The organism is Dehalobacter sp. DCA (assembly GCF_000305775.1).
GTDB lineage: Bacteria > Bacillota > Desulfitobacteriia > Desulfitobacteriales > Syntrophobotulaceae > Dehalobacter > Dehalobacter alkaniphilus.
Window position 1 is genome coordinate 290,981 of sequence record NC_018866.1, and the last position, 17,217, is coordinate 308,197.

Annotated in this window: 11 protein-coding genes and 2 rRNA genes; 12 read left to right on the forward strand and 1 reads right to left on the reverse strand. The window is 45.8% G+C overall.

Annotated elements, in window-relative coordinates:
* The first annotated feature begins 185 nt into the window (after positions 1-185).
* The 8 genes from DHBDCA_RS01435 to dusB all read left to right on the forward strand — a co-directional run bounded on the left by DHBDCA_RS01435 (position 186) and on the right by dusB (position 7,630).
* The gene (locus tag DHBDCA_RS01435) at positions 186-1,091 is read left to right on the forward strand and encodes a Rossmann-like and DUF2520 domain-containing protein (protein ID WP_015042358.1); all 906 of its coding nucleotides are present in this window, start codon (positions 186-188) and stop codon (positions 1,089-1,091) included.
* On the forward strand, positions 1,088-1,951 hold the full coding sequence (panC, locus tag DHBDCA_RS01440) for a pantoate--beta-alanine ligase (RefSeq protein ID WP_015042359.1): 864 nt from the start codon (positions 1,088-1,090) through the stop codon (positions 1,949-1,951). The genes DHBDCA_RS01435 and panC overlap by 4 nt, the downstream gene beginning before the upstream one ends.
* A gap of 7 nt (positions 1,952-1,958) precedes the next feature.
* Complete coding sequence (gene panD, locus DHBDCA_RS01445) at positions 1,959-2,342, forward strand: aspartate 1-decarboxylase (protein WP_015042360.1); 384 nt, start codon at positions 1,959-1,961, stop codon at positions 2,340-2,342.
* Positions 2,343-2,404: 62 nt separating this feature from the next.
* Complete coding sequence (gene nadA / locus DHBDCA_RS01450) at positions 2,405-3,325, forward strand: quinolinate synthase NadA (RefSeq protein ID WP_015042361.1); 921 nt, start codon at positions 2,405-2,407, stop codon at positions 3,323-3,325.
* Between the two features lie 32 nt (positions 3,326-3,357).
* Entirely contained in the window at positions 3,358-4,971 is a 1,614-nt protein-coding gene (nadB, locus tag DHBDCA_RS01455) for an L-aspartate oxidase (protein ID WP_015042362.1), read from the forward strand.
* Positions 4,949-5,827 (forward strand): carboxylating nicotinate-nucleotide diphosphorylase, encoded by an 879-nt coding sequence (gene nadC, locus DHBDCA_RS01460; protein WP_015042363.1) that lies wholly within the window; start codon positions 4,949-4,951, stop codon positions 5,825-5,827. Before nadB ends, nadC begins: the two co-directional genes overlap by 23 nt.
* 37 nt (positions 5,828-5,864) lie before the next feature.
* The gene (locus tag DHBDCA_RS01465; RefSeq protein WP_015042364.1) at positions 5,865-6,632 is read left to right on the forward strand and encodes a type III pantothenate kinase; all 768 of its coding nucleotides are present in this window, start codon (positions 5,865-5,867) and stop codon (positions 6,630-6,632) included.
* A 20-nt stretch (positions 6,633-6,652) separates the two neighbouring features.
* The gene (gene dusB, locus DHBDCA_RS01470; RefSeq protein ID WP_015042365.1) at positions 6,653-7,630 is read left to right on the forward strand and encodes a tRNA dihydrouridine synthase DusB; all 978 of its coding nucleotides are present in this window, start codon (positions 6,653-6,655) and stop codon (positions 7,628-7,630) included.
* Positions 7,631-7,662: 32 nt separating this feature from the next.
* Here the strand turns inward: dusB and DHBDCA_RS01475 are convergent, their stop codons facing one another.
* The gene (locus tag DHBDCA_RS01475; protein ID WP_242824890.1) at positions 7,663-9,039 is read right to left on the reverse strand and encodes an ISNCY family transposase; all 1,377 of its coding nucleotides are present in this window, start codon (positions 9,037-9,039) and stop codon (positions 7,663-7,665) included.
* A 253-nt stretch (positions 9,040-9,292) separates the two neighbouring features.
* On the opposite strand from DHBDCA_RS01475, the gene greA reads away from it, so the two are divergent.
* The 4 genes from greA (at position 9,293) to DHBDCA_RS01495 (ending at position 17,079) form a co-directional block, all read left to right on the forward strand.
* Entirely contained in the window at positions 9,293-9,763 is a 471-nt protein-coding gene (gene greA, locus DHBDCA_RS01480) for a transcription elongation factor GreA (RefSeq protein ID WP_015042366.1), read from the forward strand.
* 319 nt (positions 9,764-10,082) lie between these two features.
* Positions 10,083-11,552, forward strand: coding sequence for a lysine--tRNA ligase (gene lysS / locus DHBDCA_RS01485; RefSeq protein ID WP_015042367.1), 1,470 nt, complete (start codon positions 10,083-10,085; stop codon positions 11,550-11,552).
* 276 nt (positions 11,553-11,828) lie between these two features.
* A 16S ribosomal RNA gene (locus DHBDCA_RS01490) occupies positions 11,829-13,489 on the forward strand.
* Positions 13,490-14,012: 523 nt separating this feature from the next.
* A 23S ribosomal RNA gene (locus tag DHBDCA_RS01495) occupies positions 14,013-17,079 on the forward strand.
* The 16S and 23S rRNA genes sit together here, the layout of an rRNA operon.
* Positions 17,080-17,217: the final 138 nt, after the last annotated feature.

The following is a 17,217-nucleotide window of genomic DNA, read 5'->3' on the forward strand; positions in this document are numbered from 1 at the left end:
ATATACTAAAGAGTAAGCTGCAGACGATATCTGTATAGAGTTGTACCGTAGCAGTTCTGCTATTTTTTATGACTGATCGGATCGTGCATCAACCGCTTGGATTATTACTACTGGGACGGTGAAGGCAGGGTATATGTTGAATTCATTTATAACAATACACCTTCACCATGTGAGGTGTATTTTTGTTGTCAGAAAATACGATAAAATTTGGAATCATCGGGACTGGCGTGGTCGGGACATCTCTGGCGATTCTGTTGGAGAAAGCAGGGCTGGAGTGTATCGGAGTCCATACCCGCGGCAAAAGGTCATATGATCATTTTCGGAGATACTTGCCAAAAGAGCAGCTTGGATTGAAGCAGCTTGTGATGGAGTCAGATCTGATTTTTATTACGACTCAGGATTGCAACATTGAAGCAGCAGCAGCCAGACTTTCTCAGGAGAGGGATATTAAACCAGGTCAAATCTGGATCCACTGCTCAGGGTCTTTGCCTTCGGGGGTCATGTGTCAGGATCCTGTACTGCCTGTCGGCTACCTGTCTCTGCATCCACTGCAGGCCTTTGCAAATATTGATACCGCGGTTTCCGTCATGAAGGGAACCTATTTTGGCATAGAAGGCAGCAGTCCGGAGGTTGAGCGCCAAGGGGAGAAACTGGTTATGTTATTAGGCGGAATTCCGCTTAAAATTAATCCGGCGAAAAAAAGCCTTTATCATGCCGGAGCGGTTGTCGTCTCAAACTATCTTGTTTCGCTGGTCCTGCTGGCAGTCAAACTATTTGAGCAGGCCGGAATAGAGCGTAAAGACGCTCTGGCTGCCTTACTTCCGCTGTTAGCCGGATCCTGTCGGAATATTGGCAAACTGGGGCTTCCTGGGGCGCTTACAGGGCCAATCGCCAGGGGAGATGCCGAAGTCGTCGCAAGACATCTACAAAGCATGCCTGAAGAGATAAGGACAGTCTATAGAGAGCTTGGAAAGCTGGCCTTGGAATTAGGATTAGAGAAAAAACTGTGGGATAGGGCATCCTATCGCCCAGAAGATTTAAACGACCTGGAAGAACTTTTGAATGACTTAGGAAAGGAAACAAAGCAATGATCATTGCCGAAAAAATAGCTGAAACAAGAGAAAAAATAGCATCAGCCAAACAGCAGGGAAAAGCTGTTGTCCTTGTACCCACGATGGGCTTCTTGCATGAAGGCCATCTGTCCATGGTCAAAATAGCCAGAAATCAGGATCCGAATCACAAAAAAACCTATATTGTGATGAGTATATTTGTGAATCCCTTACAGTTTGGTCCGAATGAGGATTATGAGAAATATCCGCGTGATCTTGCCAGGGATTCGGGACTCGCCGAACAGGCAGGAGTAGACTTGTTATTTGCTCCTTCTGTCGCGGAAATGTATCCGGACGGAAAAAGCCTTACGGCAGTTCAGGTATCCCAGATCACCGAGGTCCTCTGCGGAGCCAGCCGTCAGGGACACTTTCAGGGAGTAGCAACTGTTGTGACAAAACTTTTCAATATTATTCAACCTGATGAAGCCTATTTTGGCTTAAAAGATTACCAGCAGGTTGCTGTCATCAAACAAATGACAAAAGATTTAAATAGCTCTGTTAAAATCGTGGCCTTCCCGACGGTCCGAGAAAGCGATGGACTCGCCAAGAGTTCCAGAAACGCTTATTTGAGTAGTGAAGACCGGCGGCAAGCCCCGGTGTTGTTCCGTTCATTGCAGGAAGCGGAGGCACGAATTATTGAAGGTGAGACCTGCGCTGAAGTTGTCAGAGAAGAGATCAGACAGAGAATAAGCAGTGAATCAAACGGGAAAATTGATTATGTAGAGATAAGAAAAGCGGACAATCTTGCAGCTGTCGGCAGTATTGACTGCCCTGTTGTGATTGCTCTTGCCGTACGTTTTGGCACAACGCGCTTGATTGATAATATTGTCGTGGAGGTGTGAGAAAAAAATGTTCAGAAATATGATGAAATCAAAGATCCATAAAGCCAGGGTTACTGAAGCCAACCTGAATTATGTGGGAAGCATAACGATAGACCGCAGCCTGATGGAGCAGGCCGATATTCTGGAAAATGAGAAAGTTCAGGTCGTTAACCTGAATAATGGAGCAAGGCTGGAAACGTATGTTATTCCAGGAGAGGAGAATTCCGGAATGATCTGTCTAAATGGAGCAGCAGCCAGGCTGGTTCAGGTCGGGGATCAGGTGATTATTATTTCCTATGGGCTGTTTTCCGATGAAGAAAGCAAAGGATATACACCGAAAATTGTTTTTGTCGACGAAAAGAACCAGCCGGTCAGAATCGATGATGTTGAAGTGCACGGCGTACAGGCTTGACACATTTTATGTCGAAGAATAGAATTAGAAAAAGGTCTACGAGCGAAAGGAGAGGCTGATAAATGGATAATGACGAACGCAAAGATCAGCTGATCAATGATATAAATGCTCTGCGCAAGCAAAGAAAAGCGGTAATTCTTGCCCATTATTACCAGCCGGGGGACATTCAGGATATTGCGGATTTTGTCGGAGATTCACTTCAGCTCGCCCAGCAGGCTGCCCGGACAGATGCGGATGTCATCGTATTCTGCGGGGTCCATTTTATGGCAGAAAGTGCTGCAATCCTATCCCCGGAAAAGACTGTCCTGCTTCCCGAACCTTCGGCCGGCTGCCCAATGGCTGACATGGTCGAAGCAAACCGGCTCAGAGAGGCGAAGACCAAATTGCCCGGTGTAAAGGTGGTCTGTTATGTTAATTCATCCGCAGAGGTGAAAGCCGAAAGCGATATTTGCTGTACATCATCCAATGCAGAGAAAATTGTTCAATCTCTTGGAGAAGAGGAGATCCTGTTTGTGCCTGACGGCAACCTCGGCGGATATATTGCAGCCAAAACGAACAGAAAGATTAACCTGTGGCCGGGATTTTGTCCGACCCATCACAGGCTCGCCAGGGAAGATATCTTAAAGGCGCGGGAGGAACATCAGGGAGCAAAAGTTCTGGTTCATCCTGAATGCCGCGAGGAAGTCTGGCGGGAAGCTGATTATGTTGGCTCTACTGCCGGAATTATTAAGTATGCAGAAAATTCGACGGACACCGAATTTATTATTGGAACGGAATGTGGCATTTTGCATGAACTTACTAAACGCTGTCCTGGAAAACAATTTTATATGGCTTCAGCACATATGATCTGCCCGAATATGAAAAAGATCAGCTTGCAGAAGGTCAAGGATGCCCTTTCAAACATGGCACCGGTCGTTACTGTGTCAAAAGAAATCAGAGAGAAGGCGGTCTGCGCACTGGAAAGAATGCTGGCCGTCCAATAATGAACATATAACATTGAGGATGAGTAAGAGATATGAATGAGAATGAATATCTGATTCCCTGGGACAAGGATAAGCTTGAGATCTTTCAGACCGAAGTGCTTATTCTCGGAAGCGGAATTGCGGGATTGTTTGCAGCAATCAAACTTTGTCCCAAATATGAAGTAACCGTTCTGACCAAGAAAGATGTGATGGCAAGCAACACTGAGCATGCCCAGGGAGGTATTGCCGTTGCTCTTAATGAGGATGACTCTCCTGAATTTCACTATGGCGATACCATTAAAGCCGGAGCAGGGCTATGCAACCTGAAAGCAGTCAAGATCCTGGCTGAGAAAGGACCGGAGTGTGTCGGTAAGCTGATTGATTTTGGCACCAAATTTGATGAAAGCAATAATAAACTGGATTTTACGCGGGAAGGTGCCCACAGCAAAAGCAGGGTACTGCATGCTCACGGTGATGCCACCGGCGGAGAAATAGAACGTGCCCTGGTAGAAGTTGTGCATTCCAGCCCGATTACCGTTAAAGAAAACTATTATTTAATTGATTTTGTTAAGAACAGTAAAGCAGAGGTCTGCGGAGCTCTGGTGCTTAACAATATTACCTTAGCAATGGAAATATGGCTGGCTAAAGCCGTTATCCTGGCCACGGGCGGTGCAGGTCAGATGTATAAGCATACGACCAATCCTGCGGTTGCGACAGGAGACGGGATAGCTGCTGCTTATCGGGCAGGAGCCGAACTTATGGATATGGAATTTATTCAATTCCATCCTACGGCCCTGCTGCTGCCGGGAGCACCCAATTTTTTAATTTCGGAGGCAGCCAGAGGAGAGGGAGCTATACTGGTAAACTCACGTGGAGAACGTTTTATGGAGGGTGTTCCCGGTAAAGAGCTTGCTCCGAGGGATGTTGTATCAAGGGAGATATGGAAGCAGATGCAGACAGGACAGGTCTATCTCGATTTCAGCCCGATGGGACACTCCAAAGTTGAACAAAGGTTTCCAGGAATCTATAAAACCTGTCTGAATTATGGCGTTGATATTTCTACAGATCCGGTACCGGTTGGCCCTGCTGCGCATTACTTAATGGGCGGAGTCCGCATCAATGAATTTGGTGAAACGAATTTGCCAAATCTTTTTGCTTGTGGTGAATGTGCCTGTAATGGCGTTCATGGTGCCAACAGGCTCGCCAGCAACTCCTTGTTGGACGGATTAGTATTTGCTTCAACCATTTCTGATACAATCAATCAGAAGATTGGCGAAATGCCCAACCCGGAAGATGTTTTGCCGTATGAAGGCTGCCCCGATGATTGTGATGTCCGGGATTCCGCTGCAGACCCGGCTACTCTGAAAGAAGAACTGCAGAATATTTTATGGGATAAAGTCGGAATCATTCGGGATGAAGAACATTTGCGGCAGGCCCAGGCGGAATTAAATCAATTGATGGAACGGTTTAACCCCCATTCTGAAGTACCAGAACTCGAGCTTGGCAATATGCTTGCGATTGGAATGGTGATTATCAAGGCTGCTTTGGCACGTGAAGAAAGCAGAGGGGGCCATTTCCGACGGGATTTCCCAAATGCGGAGGAACACTGGCAAAAGCATTCTGTCTATAAGAGGGGGGATTATCATGTTCGCTACGTTTCAATATGAAGAATTGATTGAACGTGCTTTAAAAGAAGATATTGGTACCGGAGATCTCAGTACGCTGATCATTCCTGAAGATTACCAGAGTGAAGCCAGAATCTATGCCAAAGCACATGGGATTATCTGCGGCCTTTTTATTGCTGAGATGACCTTTAAGAAGATAGATCCGTACATAGACGTTCAGATGCAGGTTGAAGACGGAGACAGTATCGGACCAGGGACCCTGATCATGAAAATTAATGGTTCACTGGCAGGAATCCTTCAAGCTGAAAGAACTGTACTTAATTTCATTCAGCATCTTTCAGGAATATCTAGTATTACAAGAAGATTTGTCGAACTTGTATCTGATTTAGGCGTTAAGGTCACAGATACGCGCAAAACGATGCCGGGTATGAGAAACTTGCAGAAATACGCTGTCAGGGTCGGCGGAGGAACGAACCACCGTTTTGGTTTGTATGATGCCGTTATGCTTAAGGATAATCATCTGGACGCAATCGGAAATCTGGCTGAGGCTGTTCAAAAAATCAAAACAAAAGTTGGCCATATGGTTAAAATAGAGGTTGAATGTGAAACGCTGGAACAGGTACGGGAAGCCGTTCTGAGCGGCGTTGACGTGATTATGCTCGATAATATGTCCCTGCAGGATATGAAAATAGCGGTTCAGTATATTAACCACCGGGTTGTCGTAGAGGCGTCCGGAGGAGTTAGGGAAGACACAGTGCGTCAAATTGCTGAGACAGGAGTGGACATTATTTCTGTAGGCAGGCTTACGCATTCGGTCGAAGCGATTGATTTTTCAATGGTCGTTGATGATTTCAAACCATCTATTCAGAAGCACCTTCATTCTGCTGAAAAAATATAATCTGGCACTTATCCGGTTCTAAAGGGAGGCGGGTACAATGATTTTGGTCATCGATATCGGGAATACGAATATTGTACTTGGTGTTTACCAAGACCGTGAGCTTATTCATTACTGGAGAATTTCCACGGAAAAAAACAATACATCGGATGAATATGCGTCGACAATTAAGAATTTATTCAGTTTTCACGATTTGTCTTTCAGCAATATATCCGGGGCTATTATCTCTTCGGTTGTACCACCTGTGACGCCTGCGCTGGAACGGATGATCAAAAAGTATTTCAGCGTAACCCCGATTATTGTTGGTCCAGGCGTTAAGACCGGTATTTCCATTAATATTGATAATCCAAGGGAACTTGGGGCTGATAGGATTGTAAACGCCGTAGCTGCCTATACCAAATACGGCGGGTTATTAATTATTGTTGATTTTGGCACGGCAACAACTTTTTGCGCTGTCAGTGAAAAGGGAGAGTACTTAGGGGGAGCGATTGCGCCTGGAATCGGGATTTCTACTGAGGCACTCTATCAGAAAGCCTCGAAATTGCCTAAAGTAGAGATTGTTAAGACCAAAAACGTTATCGGCAAAAATACAGTCAGCGGTATGCAAGCGGGAATATATCATGGATTTTGCGGACAGATTGACCGTATTGTCGAGCTGATGAAAAAAGAACTTGGCGGAAAAATTAAAGTCATTGCAACCGGGGGTCTGGCTGAACTGATTGTCGGGGATTCCAAAATGATCGATATTATTGATCCTTTTTTAACGTTGGAAGGACTTTTGTATATTTATGAAAGAAATTTGCGGTAATTGTACACGTTGAGGTAAAAATGAAATTAGGGAAGTATCATTTGTCAGAGAAGCCCGTTTTTATGGCCCCGATGGCAGGGATAACGGATAAGGCCTTTCGGGAAATCATCCGGCTTACAGGCGGCAAATACGTCATAACGGAAATGATCAGCGATAAAGCACTGCTGCATCATAACGCCAAGACATTTAAAATGCTTGATCTAAAAGGAGAAGAAGAACCCCGAATTGTTCAGCTTTTTGGATCTGAACCTGTCCCAATGGCCAGAGCAGCTGAAATAGCTGAAACATATGGAGCTGATATCATAGACATTAATATGGGATGTCCGACACCAAAGATTGTGAAAAATGGTGAAGGAGCATCCCTTCTTCGAAACATTCCGTTAGCGATAGAAATTGTCTCCGAAGTGGTAAAGGCTGTTAGGGTTCCTGTTACCGTTAAAATCCGCCTGGGATGGGATAGCTCCACTATCGTTGCGCTTGAACTGGCGCCAATGTTAGAGCAGGCAGGAGTCAGCATGCTGACAGTTCATGCCCGGACCAGAGAACAATATTATTCCGGCAAGGCTGACTGGGAATGGATCAGTAAAATTAAAGCAAGAATTGGCATACCTGTGATTGGGAATGGGGATATTCTATCTCCGGAAGATGCGCTGAAAATGATTCAGCTTACCGGATGCGATGGAGTCATGATAGCGAGGGGAGCTTTAGGAAACCCGTGGCTGATTGGCAGATCCCAATATTATCTCGATACGGAAACACTTCCACAGGAACCTGGCAATAGAGAAAAACTTAGAATACTTATTCAGCATTTTGAAAAGATTATTGAATATAAAGGCGAAAGAACCGGCGTACAGGAGATCCGCAAACACGCTTCCTGGTATATCAAGGGTATGAGGAAAGCAGCAGAGTACCGGAACCAGATCATGAAAATCAAAAGTTACCAGGAAATGAAGACGTTGTTTTCAGGCATTTACTCGATGGAATGCCCGGACCATTAATCCGGCTATCAAAATATTAAGTAAATTTACTGTCAATAGTCTGCGATAATGTCACCCTGATAGGGTGATAACTGTGCAGCAGAAATGTCATCCCTAAGTTTCTTGGAATAGAAAATTTCGGTATAGCCAAACCAAGGGGAATTAGTTTTGTTTTTAGGTTTAATTAAAGTCTCAGAAGGTAGGCAATTAGTAGAGTTGTCTGGCTGAGAGATATGTATTATACTTTCCTTAGGCTGAGTATTAAGCGGTTCTGGTTTAATCACAAGGCCCTTGAAAAGAACCTGCATTCCGATATGTTTACTGGTTGCTACAGTAATCGTGTCATGAGGGGATGCAGGGATTTCTTTATTATCCTTAGAAATTGGCAACCGGTATTTCTGACCTCTATAAGAAAAGGAAAGGCCTGAATCAAGCTTTCTTGTTTCATGTATAGCAAAGGTTAACTGAAATGCAGCCAAATCCTGTTTGGGCAAATAGGCCTTTTCCATGCTGGCAGCCTGGACGGAGAATTTGCGGTTGTAATAGGGAATATATTGCCTCAGGAATTCATTAGCCTGTTCAATTGAATTAATGCCTTTACGCTTCATATCTTTAGGCAAACGATCCTGCAAAGTTTCCCAGAGCCTTTCAATCCCCCCTTTAGCTTGTGCAGACTTGGCAATGATAAGTAGAATTTTGGTTTCTCTGAGAGCTCTTGCGAAGTGGGGTTGACGCTCGACTTTACCAGTTAGTTCTTCATCTAGTGTCAGTTTCTTTTTTGTTTTACTGTCATAAGCAAAGACTGTTCTACCATCGGTGTAAATTTCCCTTGGCAAATGGCCGTCTTGATTCATCTGAAACATCAACTCACAATACCCTTCAAAGGTTTCTTCCTTTTCGAAATGAAGAGCTAGAATACGACCTGTGGCATCATCTACAGCACCATGAAGGTGCAGGTAGGAGTCATTGCCCAGCCAATCATAACTGGAAGCATCCATCTGAACGAGTTCTCCTTCACGTTTACGGGCATTTCTTGACCGATGTTTCTTCGGTCTTCGTTTGGCCTTTGGGGATCGAATACCACTGGCTTTTAGATGTCTTGAAACAGTGCTGACAGAGACAAATATCCCCTTGTCTTCAGCGAGAACATCGGTAGCATGGCAAAAGTTATAGTTGATCAATTCCTTTTCGTAAATCTCAATGATGTTCAAGGCTAACTTTGGATCTAAGGCATTAGCAGGCTTACGTCCTCTGTTTTTATGCAGAATGCTCATGACCCCATTGGCGGTGGCCTCCACTTTCAACCGCTGTACTTGTCTGACGCTGAGATTTAGAAGCCCTGCTGCTTGTTTGTTTAATAAATGGCCTGCCAATAATTCTTCGATAATGGTTACTTTTCTTGCTTCTTGCTTGCTCATTTCTAATTTCATCCTCCCATTATATCTGTTTTGTGAGGGGATGACATTTTCCTTGAAGAATTATACTATGACATTATCGCAGATCAACAACAATATTAAGTAAATTTACTTGACAATAAAATGGAGGTTCCTTATAATTACGAGTATTAAAAAGCTAGGAAGAGATTTACAGCGTATATTTTATTTTACTTGTGTATATAATGTCTCACATAAAAGGATTCAAAAAAAAATTACCTCATAAGAGAAAGAGGGAGGGGTATTTTTTATGCCCGAAAAAGAAGTCATTTTAACACTTGATGGTTTGAAGAAACTGGAAGAAGAACTGGAGATTCTAAAGACCCAAAGAAGGAGAGAAGTTGCTGAAAGGATTAAACAAGCCATTGAGTTTGGAGATATATCCGAAAACTCAGAATATGAAGATGCTAAAAATGAACAGGCTTTTATCGAAGGCAGGATCATTACTCTCGAGAAAATGCTGAGAAATGCCAGAGTCATTGACGACAATGATGAAAAAGACCATGTTGCCATAGGAAGTACAGTGCTGTTAAAAGATGTTGAATATGGGGACGAAGAAGAGTATGCCATCGTCGGCTCGGCAGAGGCAGATCCGGCAGTCAATAAAATTTCCAATGAATCACCGGTTGGCAAAGCTGTTCTTGGACAAATTAAAGGCAGCGTTGTTGAGGTTAATGTTCCAGCAGGAATGCTTCGTTATGAAATTGTAGATATCCGCTAGTTTATTTGCTGCTTTCTATTAAAAATTTGTTCGTTCAATGGTCCATTTCAACAAAATGAAGCTGAATTTTAGCCCGTAATACCGCGTGATGGTGTTACGGGCTGGATAGTGTTTACAGGGTATTGGTATTATGTGAACACTAAATCTACATGTTTCCGCTGGTTAAATTTTTGTATGACTGCGTTGTCCTTCAGTTCCTTGCCATCCGAAAACTTTCCTCAACGGTTTACATGTGTTTTAGAGCTGACAAGGACTAGTTGGATAGCCTCGTTTGGTATAATATAGTATTGAACTGAAACAGATGTTGGGGGAAAAAACGATGGAAAATCTGGATATCAATGAACTGATGCGTATTCGCTTGGATAAGCTGGACAATCTCAGGGCGAAAGGTATTGAACCCTATGCAGACCATTACTTGAGAACCCATTTATCACAGGGCATTATCGAGAATTTTGATGAACTGGAAGGGCAGGATGTCAGCGCAGCCGGAAGAATCATGTCCAAAAGAGATCAAGGGAAAGTTCTTTTCGTGCACATTCAAGACCTTCAGGGGAAAATCCAGATCTATATTCGGGTTGATGCGTTCGGCGAAGAAATGTTTGACACGATAAAGACGTTTGATATTGGTGATATTATCGGCGTCCGCGGCAGCGTTTTCCGTACCAAAAGAGGCGAGATTTCAATAAAGGCTGAGGATATTACATTGCTATCAAAATCGCTGAGACCGCTGCCGGAAAAGTTTCATGGGCTTACCAACGTCGATATCCGTTACCGTCAGCGTTATCTTGATTTGATCATGAATGCAGAAGTGAAGGAAACATTTATCACCAGAAATAAAATTATCAGAACGATGCGTGAATACCTGGAAGAGAAAGGATTTCTGGAGGTTGAGACGCCTACGCTGCTTCCGATAGCAGGCGGCGCGACTGCAAAGCCTTTTATTACGCATCATAACGCGCTTGATATGCAGTTATACATGAGGATAGCTCTGGAACTTCCGCTTAAGAGGCTGATTGTGGGCGGTTTTGAAAAGGTATTCGAAATTGGCCGTAATTTCCGGAATGAAGGAATTTCGATTAAGCATAACCCTGAATTTACCATGATGGAACTATATCAGGCTTATGCAAATTATGAAGATATTATGAACCTTACAGAGGATATGATCGTTTATATTGTGGAGAAAGTTCTTCATACCCAGGAAGTTACTTATCAGGGTGAGAAGATTAATTTCGCGAAGCCCTGGCGCCGCTTGCCGATGCTTGACGCAATTAAAGAGTATGCTGGAATAGATTTTGCCCAAATTGAAACCGAGGAAGAAGCCAGAAAAGTTGCCATGGAGAAAGGGCTGCAAATTAATGCCCAGGAAACCAAGGGCAAAATTATCAATGAGGTTTTTGAAGAATTTGTTGAACCAAAACTTATTCAACCAACTTTTATCATCGGTCATCCTGTAGAAATTTCTCCTCTCGCTAAAAGGAATGCAGAAAATCCTGAGTATACGGACAGGTTTGAGGTATTTATTTATGGTAGAGAGGCAGGAAATGCGTTCTCGGAGTTAAATGACCCCATTGATCAGAGAGGGAGATTTGAAAAACAGGTTCTGGAAAGAGAAAAGGGTGACGATGAGGCGCACATGATGGATGAAGACTTTCTTCAAGCGCTTGAATATGGACTTCCGCCTACAGGCGGACTTGGCATTGGGATTGACAGGCTCGTCATGCTTCTGACAGATTCAGCCTCTATCAGGGACGTTATCTTATTTCCTACCATGAAATCCAGAGAAGATTAATAAAAATGAATATTTAATTAAGAAAATGATTATCCTTTAGATATTCGTAGAATTTTGTAGAAAAAACGAAGCATTCTTGACCTAGTGATGTTTAAACTGGGATAAAGATGCTTGAAAGGTGCCGGTAACTTTGTTATTATAACTAAGCGCTCGGGACACAGCGAGCCAAAAGGAAATCAAGGTCATTGAAAACTGAACAACAAGAATGAATTAAAAGCTAGACTCGTCAATGAATTTTGGTAAACAAAGAGCTGAATCAAGCTCCGTAAATAAGTTTTTATGGAGAGTTTGATCCTGGCTCAGGACGAACGCTGGCGGCGTGCCTAACACATGCAAGTCGAACGGTCCGACGCCTAACACCGAATGCTTAAGTGCAATAGCAAGCAACATAAGCGAGTGCGCGAGCGAAGAGAGCGCACCACGCAAAAAAAGCTTGCCAACACATGAGTGAGCATTGGGTGTTAGGCGAAGGATAGTGGCGAACGGGTGAGTAACGCGTGGGTAACCTGCCCTTAAGACCGGGACAACAGCTGGAAACGGCTGCTAATACCGGATGTATTATCTGAGAGGCATCTCTTAGAGAAGAAAGCTGGCCTCTGAAAATGCTAGCGCTTAGGGATGGACCCGCGTCTGATTAGCTAGTTGGTGGGGTAAAGGCCTACCAAGGCGACGATCAGTAGCCGGCCTGAGAGGGTAAACGGCCACACTGGGACTGAGACACGGCCCAGACTCCTACGGGAGGCAGCAGTGGGGAATCTTCCGCAATGGACGAAAGTCTGACGGAGCAACGCCGCGTGTATGAAGAAGGCCTTCGGGTTGTAAAATACTGTTGTTAGGGAAGAACGGCATCTGTGTAAATAATGCAGGTGATTGACGGTACCTAACGAGGAAGCCCCGGCTAACTACGTGCCAGCAGCCGCGGTAATACGTAGGGGGCAAGCGTTGTCCGGAATCATTGGGCGTAAAGGGCGCGTAGGCGGGCTTATAAGTCTGATGTGAAAGTGCGGAGCTTAACTCCGTAAAGCATTGGAAACTGTAAGTCTTGAGGACAGGAGAGGAAAGTGGAATTCCACGTGTAGCGGTGAAATGCGTAGAGATGTGGAGGAACACCAGTGGCGAAGGCGACTTTCTGGACTGTAACTGACGCTGAGGCGCGAAAGCGTGGGGAGCGAACAGGATTAGATACCCTGGTAGTCCACGCCGTAAACGATGAATGCTAGGTGTAGAGGGTATCGACCCCTTCTGTGCCGCAGTTAACACAATAAGCATTCCGCCTGGGGAGTACGGCCGCAAGGTTGAAACTCAAAGGAATTGACGGGGGCCCGCACAAGCGGTGGAGCATGTGGTTTAATTCGACGCAACGCGAAGAACCTTACCAAGGCTTGACATCCAACTAATCCCGTAGAGATATGGGAGTGCCCTTCGGGGAAAGTTGAGACAGGTGGTGCATGGTTGTCGTCAGCTCGTGTCGTGAGATGTTGGGTTAAGTCCCGCAACGAGCGCAACCCCTATATTTAGTTGCTAACAGGTAAAGCTGAGAACTCTAGATAGACTGCCGGTGACAAACCGGAGGAAGGTGGGGATGACGTCAAATCATCATGCCCCTTATGTCTTGGGCTACACACGTGCTACAATGGACGGTACAGACGGAAGCGAAGCCGCGAGGTGAAGCAAATCCGAGAAAGCCGTTCTCAGTTCGGATTGCAGGCTGCAACTCGCCTGCATGAAGTCGGAATCGCTAGTAATCGCAGGTCAGCACACTGCGGTGAATACGTTCCCGGGCCTTGTACACACCGCCCGTCACACCACGAAAGTTTGCAACACCCGAAGCCGGTGGGGTAACCGTAAGGAGCCAGCCGTCGAAGGTGGGGTAGATGATTGGGGTGAAGTCGTAACAAGGTAGCCGTATCGGAAGGTGCGGCTGGATCACCTCCTTTCTAGGGAGAACCGATTGAAGCTAGACTTCAATCTACTCCAAGGTCGGTACTTAGAGTAAAGCAGTGCAAACTGGACTGACTCTCAAGTAAGGTGAGTTTAGCAATTTATTTCTTGTTGTTTAGTTTTGTAGTGACCTGAGCACAGTAATAGTGTAAAAGAAACAACTCAAATAATGTCCATACATATCAGAGATTCTGGTAAGTATGGAAAAAAATAAGGATTGCAAAGTAGAAACAGAAATGTTAAACTGACGATCCTGCTGCAGAGAAAGTCTGCAGACGTTCTTTGTCGCATCTTGCCATCCATGGTATCGCGACACTCGAACATCCTTGTTCTTTGAAAACTGCACAACGAAAGAAGCAGAATGCGAAATGCGAAAGTAAAGACAACGAAAAGACGTTCAAATTCTAAAGCCATCCGTGGCGAATTTGAACTTAGGAGCATCCATGCTCCGTCAGGTAAAATTACTAAGCGCATAGGAGACATTCAAATCATCTATAACAAGTCGAGGAAGAACCAGAAGGTCAAGATATAAAGGGCATACGGTGGATGCCTAGGCGCCAAGAGCCGAAGAAGGACGCGGTTAACAGCGAAATGCCACGGGGAGTCGTAAGCAGGCATAGATCCGTGGATGTCCGAATGGGGCAACCCATCCAGAGTCATATTTGGATATCGTGTACTGAATAAATAGGTACAGCGAAGGCAAGTCGGGGAACTGAAACATCTAAGTACCCGGAGGAAAAGAAAGAATAATCGATTCCCAGAGTAGCGGCGAGCGAAACGGGACTAGCCCAAACCGATCTCTTCGGAGGTCGGGGTTGTAGGACTCTCAAAACGGGTCAGTGTTTTTAGCTGAAGCGAACTGGAAAGTTCCGGCATAGGAGGTAAAACCCCTGTAAGCGAAAAGAAGACTGGCTTAGAGAGTATCCTGAGTACCGCGGGACACGAGAAACCCCGTGGGAAGCAGGGGAGACCACTCCCCAAGGCTAAATACTACTTGGCGACCGATAGTGAACAAGTACCGTGAGGGAAAGGTGAAAAGCACCCCGGGAGGGGAGTGAAATAGAACCTGAAACCGTATGCTTACAAGCAGTCAAAGCGTTTAGGCGTGATGGCGTGCCTTTTGTAGAATGAACCGGCGAGTTGTGATATGCAGCGAGGTTAAGTATTTAAGATACGGAGCCGAAGCGAAAGCGAGTCTAAATAGGGCGACTAGTTGCATGTTGCAGACCCGAAACCGTGTGATCTACCCATGGTCAGAGTGAAGGTGAGGTAAAACTCATTGGAGGCTCGAACTCACTGTCGTTGAAAAGGCAGGGGATGAACTGTGGGTAGGGGTGAAATGCCAATCGAACACGGAGATAGCTGGTACTCCCCGAAATAGCTTTAGGGCTAGCCTCAATGGATGAAATACGGGGGTAGAGCACTGAATGGGCTAGGGGCTTAAAAGTTACTGAACCCTATCAAACTACGAATACCGTATTTTTAGAAGTTGGGAGTCAGACTGTGGGGGATAAGCTTCATAGTCGAGAGGGAAACAGCCCAGACCGACGGCTAAGGTCCCAGAGACTACGCTAAGTGGAAAAGGATGTGGAACCGCAGGGACAACCAGGATGTTGGCTTAGAAGCAGCCACCATTTAAAGAGTGCGTAATAGCTCACTGGTCGAGTGGTTCTGCGCCGAAAATGTAACGGGGCTCAAGCGTAGCACCGAAGCCGCGGCATCGATCTGATTCATTAAGACTTCAGACATGCTCGGAATAACATTTAGGAATTTTGCAACCGATGAGGAAACTTAAGAGGAATGCAAAAGACTTAAATAAGAGCAAAATTCCCAAATGCACTTGGGGATCAAGCAAAGCAGCAGAAAGCTGAAGGATTAATGAATCAGATCGTTGGGTAGGGGAGCATTGTCACATCGTAGAAGGATAACTGTAAGGTTTACTGGAGAGGTGACAAGAGAGAATGCCGGTATGAGTATGCGAAAAGGAAGGTGAGAATCCTTCCCGCCGAAAATCTAAGGTTTCCTGGGGAAGGCTCGTCCGCCCAGGGTAAGTCGGGACCTAAGCTGAGGCCGAAAGGCGTAGGCGATGGACAATTGGTTGAAATTCCAATACCACCATAAATCGTTTGAGCGATGGGGTGACACAGGAGGATGACCTGAGCGTGCTGTTGGATATGCACGTCCAAACATCAAGTGGGTGCTGTAGGCAAATCCGCAGCGCTAAACCGTGAGATGTGATGGGGAGCGAAAATAAGTAGCGAAGTGGGATAGTTCATACTGTCAAGAAAAGCCTCTAGTGAGAAATGTGGTGCCCGTACCGCAAACCGACACAGGTAGATGAGGAGAGAATCCTAAGGCGCGCGAGAAAACCCTCGTTAAGGAACTCGGCAAAATGACCCCGTAACTTCGGGAGAAGGGGTGCTCTGGCAACAGAGCCGCAGAGAAATAGTCCAGGCGACTGTTTAACAAAAACACAGGTCCCTGCAAATCCGTAAGGAGAAGTATAGGGGCTGACGCCTGCCCGGTGCTGGAAGGTTAAGAGGAGAAGTTAGCGCAAGCGAAGCCTTGAATTGAAGCCCCAGTAAACGGCGGCCGTAACTATAACGGTCCTAAGGTAGCGAAATTCCTTGTCGGGTAAGTTCCGACCCGCACGAAAGGCGTAACGATCTGGACACTGTCTCAACGAGGGACTCGGCGAAATTGTAATACCCGTGAAGATGCGGGTTACCTGCGACAGGACAGAAAGACCCCATGGAGCTTTACTGCAGCTTGACATTGGATTTTGGTATAAAATGTACAGGATAGGTGGGAGGCTTGGAAGCCAGTACGCCAGTATTGGTGGAGCCGCCGGTGGGATACCACTCTTTTTGTACTGAAGTTCTAACCTAGGCCCCTGAATCGGGGTTGGGGACAGTGTCAGGCGGGCGGTTTGACTGGGGCGGTCGCCTCCTAAAGAGTAACGGAGGCGCCCAAAGGTTCCCTCAGCGCGGATGGAAATCGCGCGAAGAGTGTAAAGGCAAAAGGGAGCTTAACAGAGAGACAAACAAGTCGACCTGGTACGAAAGTAGGGCTTAGTGATCCGGTGGTTCCGAGTGGAAGGGCCATCGCTCAACGGATAAAAGCTACCCTGGGGATAACAGGCTTATCTCCCCCAAGAGTTCACATCGACGGGGAGGTTTGGCACCTCGATGTCGGCTCATCGCATCCTGGGGCTGTAGTAGGTCCCAAGGGTTGGGCTGTTCGCCCATTAAAGCGGTACGTGAGCTGGGTTCAGAACGTCGTGAGACAGTTCGGTCCCTATCCGTCGCAGGCGCAGGAAATTTGAGAGGATCTGTCCCTAGTACGAGAGGACCGGGATGGACGGATCACTGGTGTACCAGTTGTCTCGCCAGAGGCATAGCTGGGTAGCTACATCCGGAACGGATAAGCGCTGAAAGCATCTAAGTGCGAAACCAGCCTTAAGATGAGATTTCCCACAGAGTTAATCTGGTAAGACCCCTGAAAGATGATCAGGTTGATAGGCCGGGAGTGGAAGCATGGTGACATGTGGAGCGGACCGGTACTAATAGGTCGAGGTCTTGACCTTTAGATTCCTAGATTGATGATTGAATGCATGAAGCTGATTTGTTGTGCGGTTTTGAGAGAACGACGCACCAAGGATGGTGCTAAGTTCAAATTCGCCAGGATGGCGATAGAATTTGAACTTCCTATCGCGAAGCGTTGT

What these genes read in the sequence shown, in the direction of transcription:
- panC (WP_015042359.1), top strand. Translation starts at nt 1,088, where the DNA reads ATGATCATTGCCGAAAAAATAGCTGAAACAAGAGAAAAAATAGCATCA.
- panD (WP_015042360.1), top strand. Translation starts at nt 1,959, where the DNA reads ATGTTCAGAAATATGATGAAATCAAAGATCCATAAAGCCAGGGTTACT.
- nadA (WP_015042361.1), top strand. Translation starts at nt 2,405, where the DNA reads ATGGATAATGACGAACGCAAAGATCAGCTGATCAATGATATAAATGCT.
- nadB (WP_015042362.1), top strand. Translation starts at nt 3,358, where the DNA reads ATGAATGAGAATGAATATCTGATTCCCTGGGACAAGGATAAGCTTGAG.
- nadC (WP_015042363.1), top strand. Translation starts at nt 4,949, where the DNA reads ATGTTCGCTACGTTTCAATATGAAGAATTGATTGAACGTGCTTTAAAA.
- DHBDCA_RS01465 (WP_015042364.1), top strand. Translation starts at nt 5,865, where the DNA reads ATGATTTTGGTCATCGATATCGGGAATACGAATATTGTACTTGGTGTT.
- dusB (WP_015042365.1), top strand. Translation starts at nt 6,653, where the DNA reads ATGAAATTAGGGAAGTATCATTTGTCAGAGAAGCCCGTTTTTATGGCC.
- DHBDCA_RS01475 (WP_242824890.1), bottom strand. Translation starts at nt 9,039, where the DNA reads ATGAAATTAGAAATGAGCAAGCAAGAAGCAAGAAAAGTAACCATTATC.
- greA (WP_015042366.1), top strand. Translation starts at nt 9,293, where the DNA reads ATGCCCGAAAAAGAAGTCATTTTAACACTTGATGGTTTGAAGAAACTG.
- lysS (WP_015042367.1), top strand. Translation starts at nt 10,083, where the DNA reads ATGGAAAATCTGGATATCAATGAACTGATGCGTATTCGCTTGGATAAG.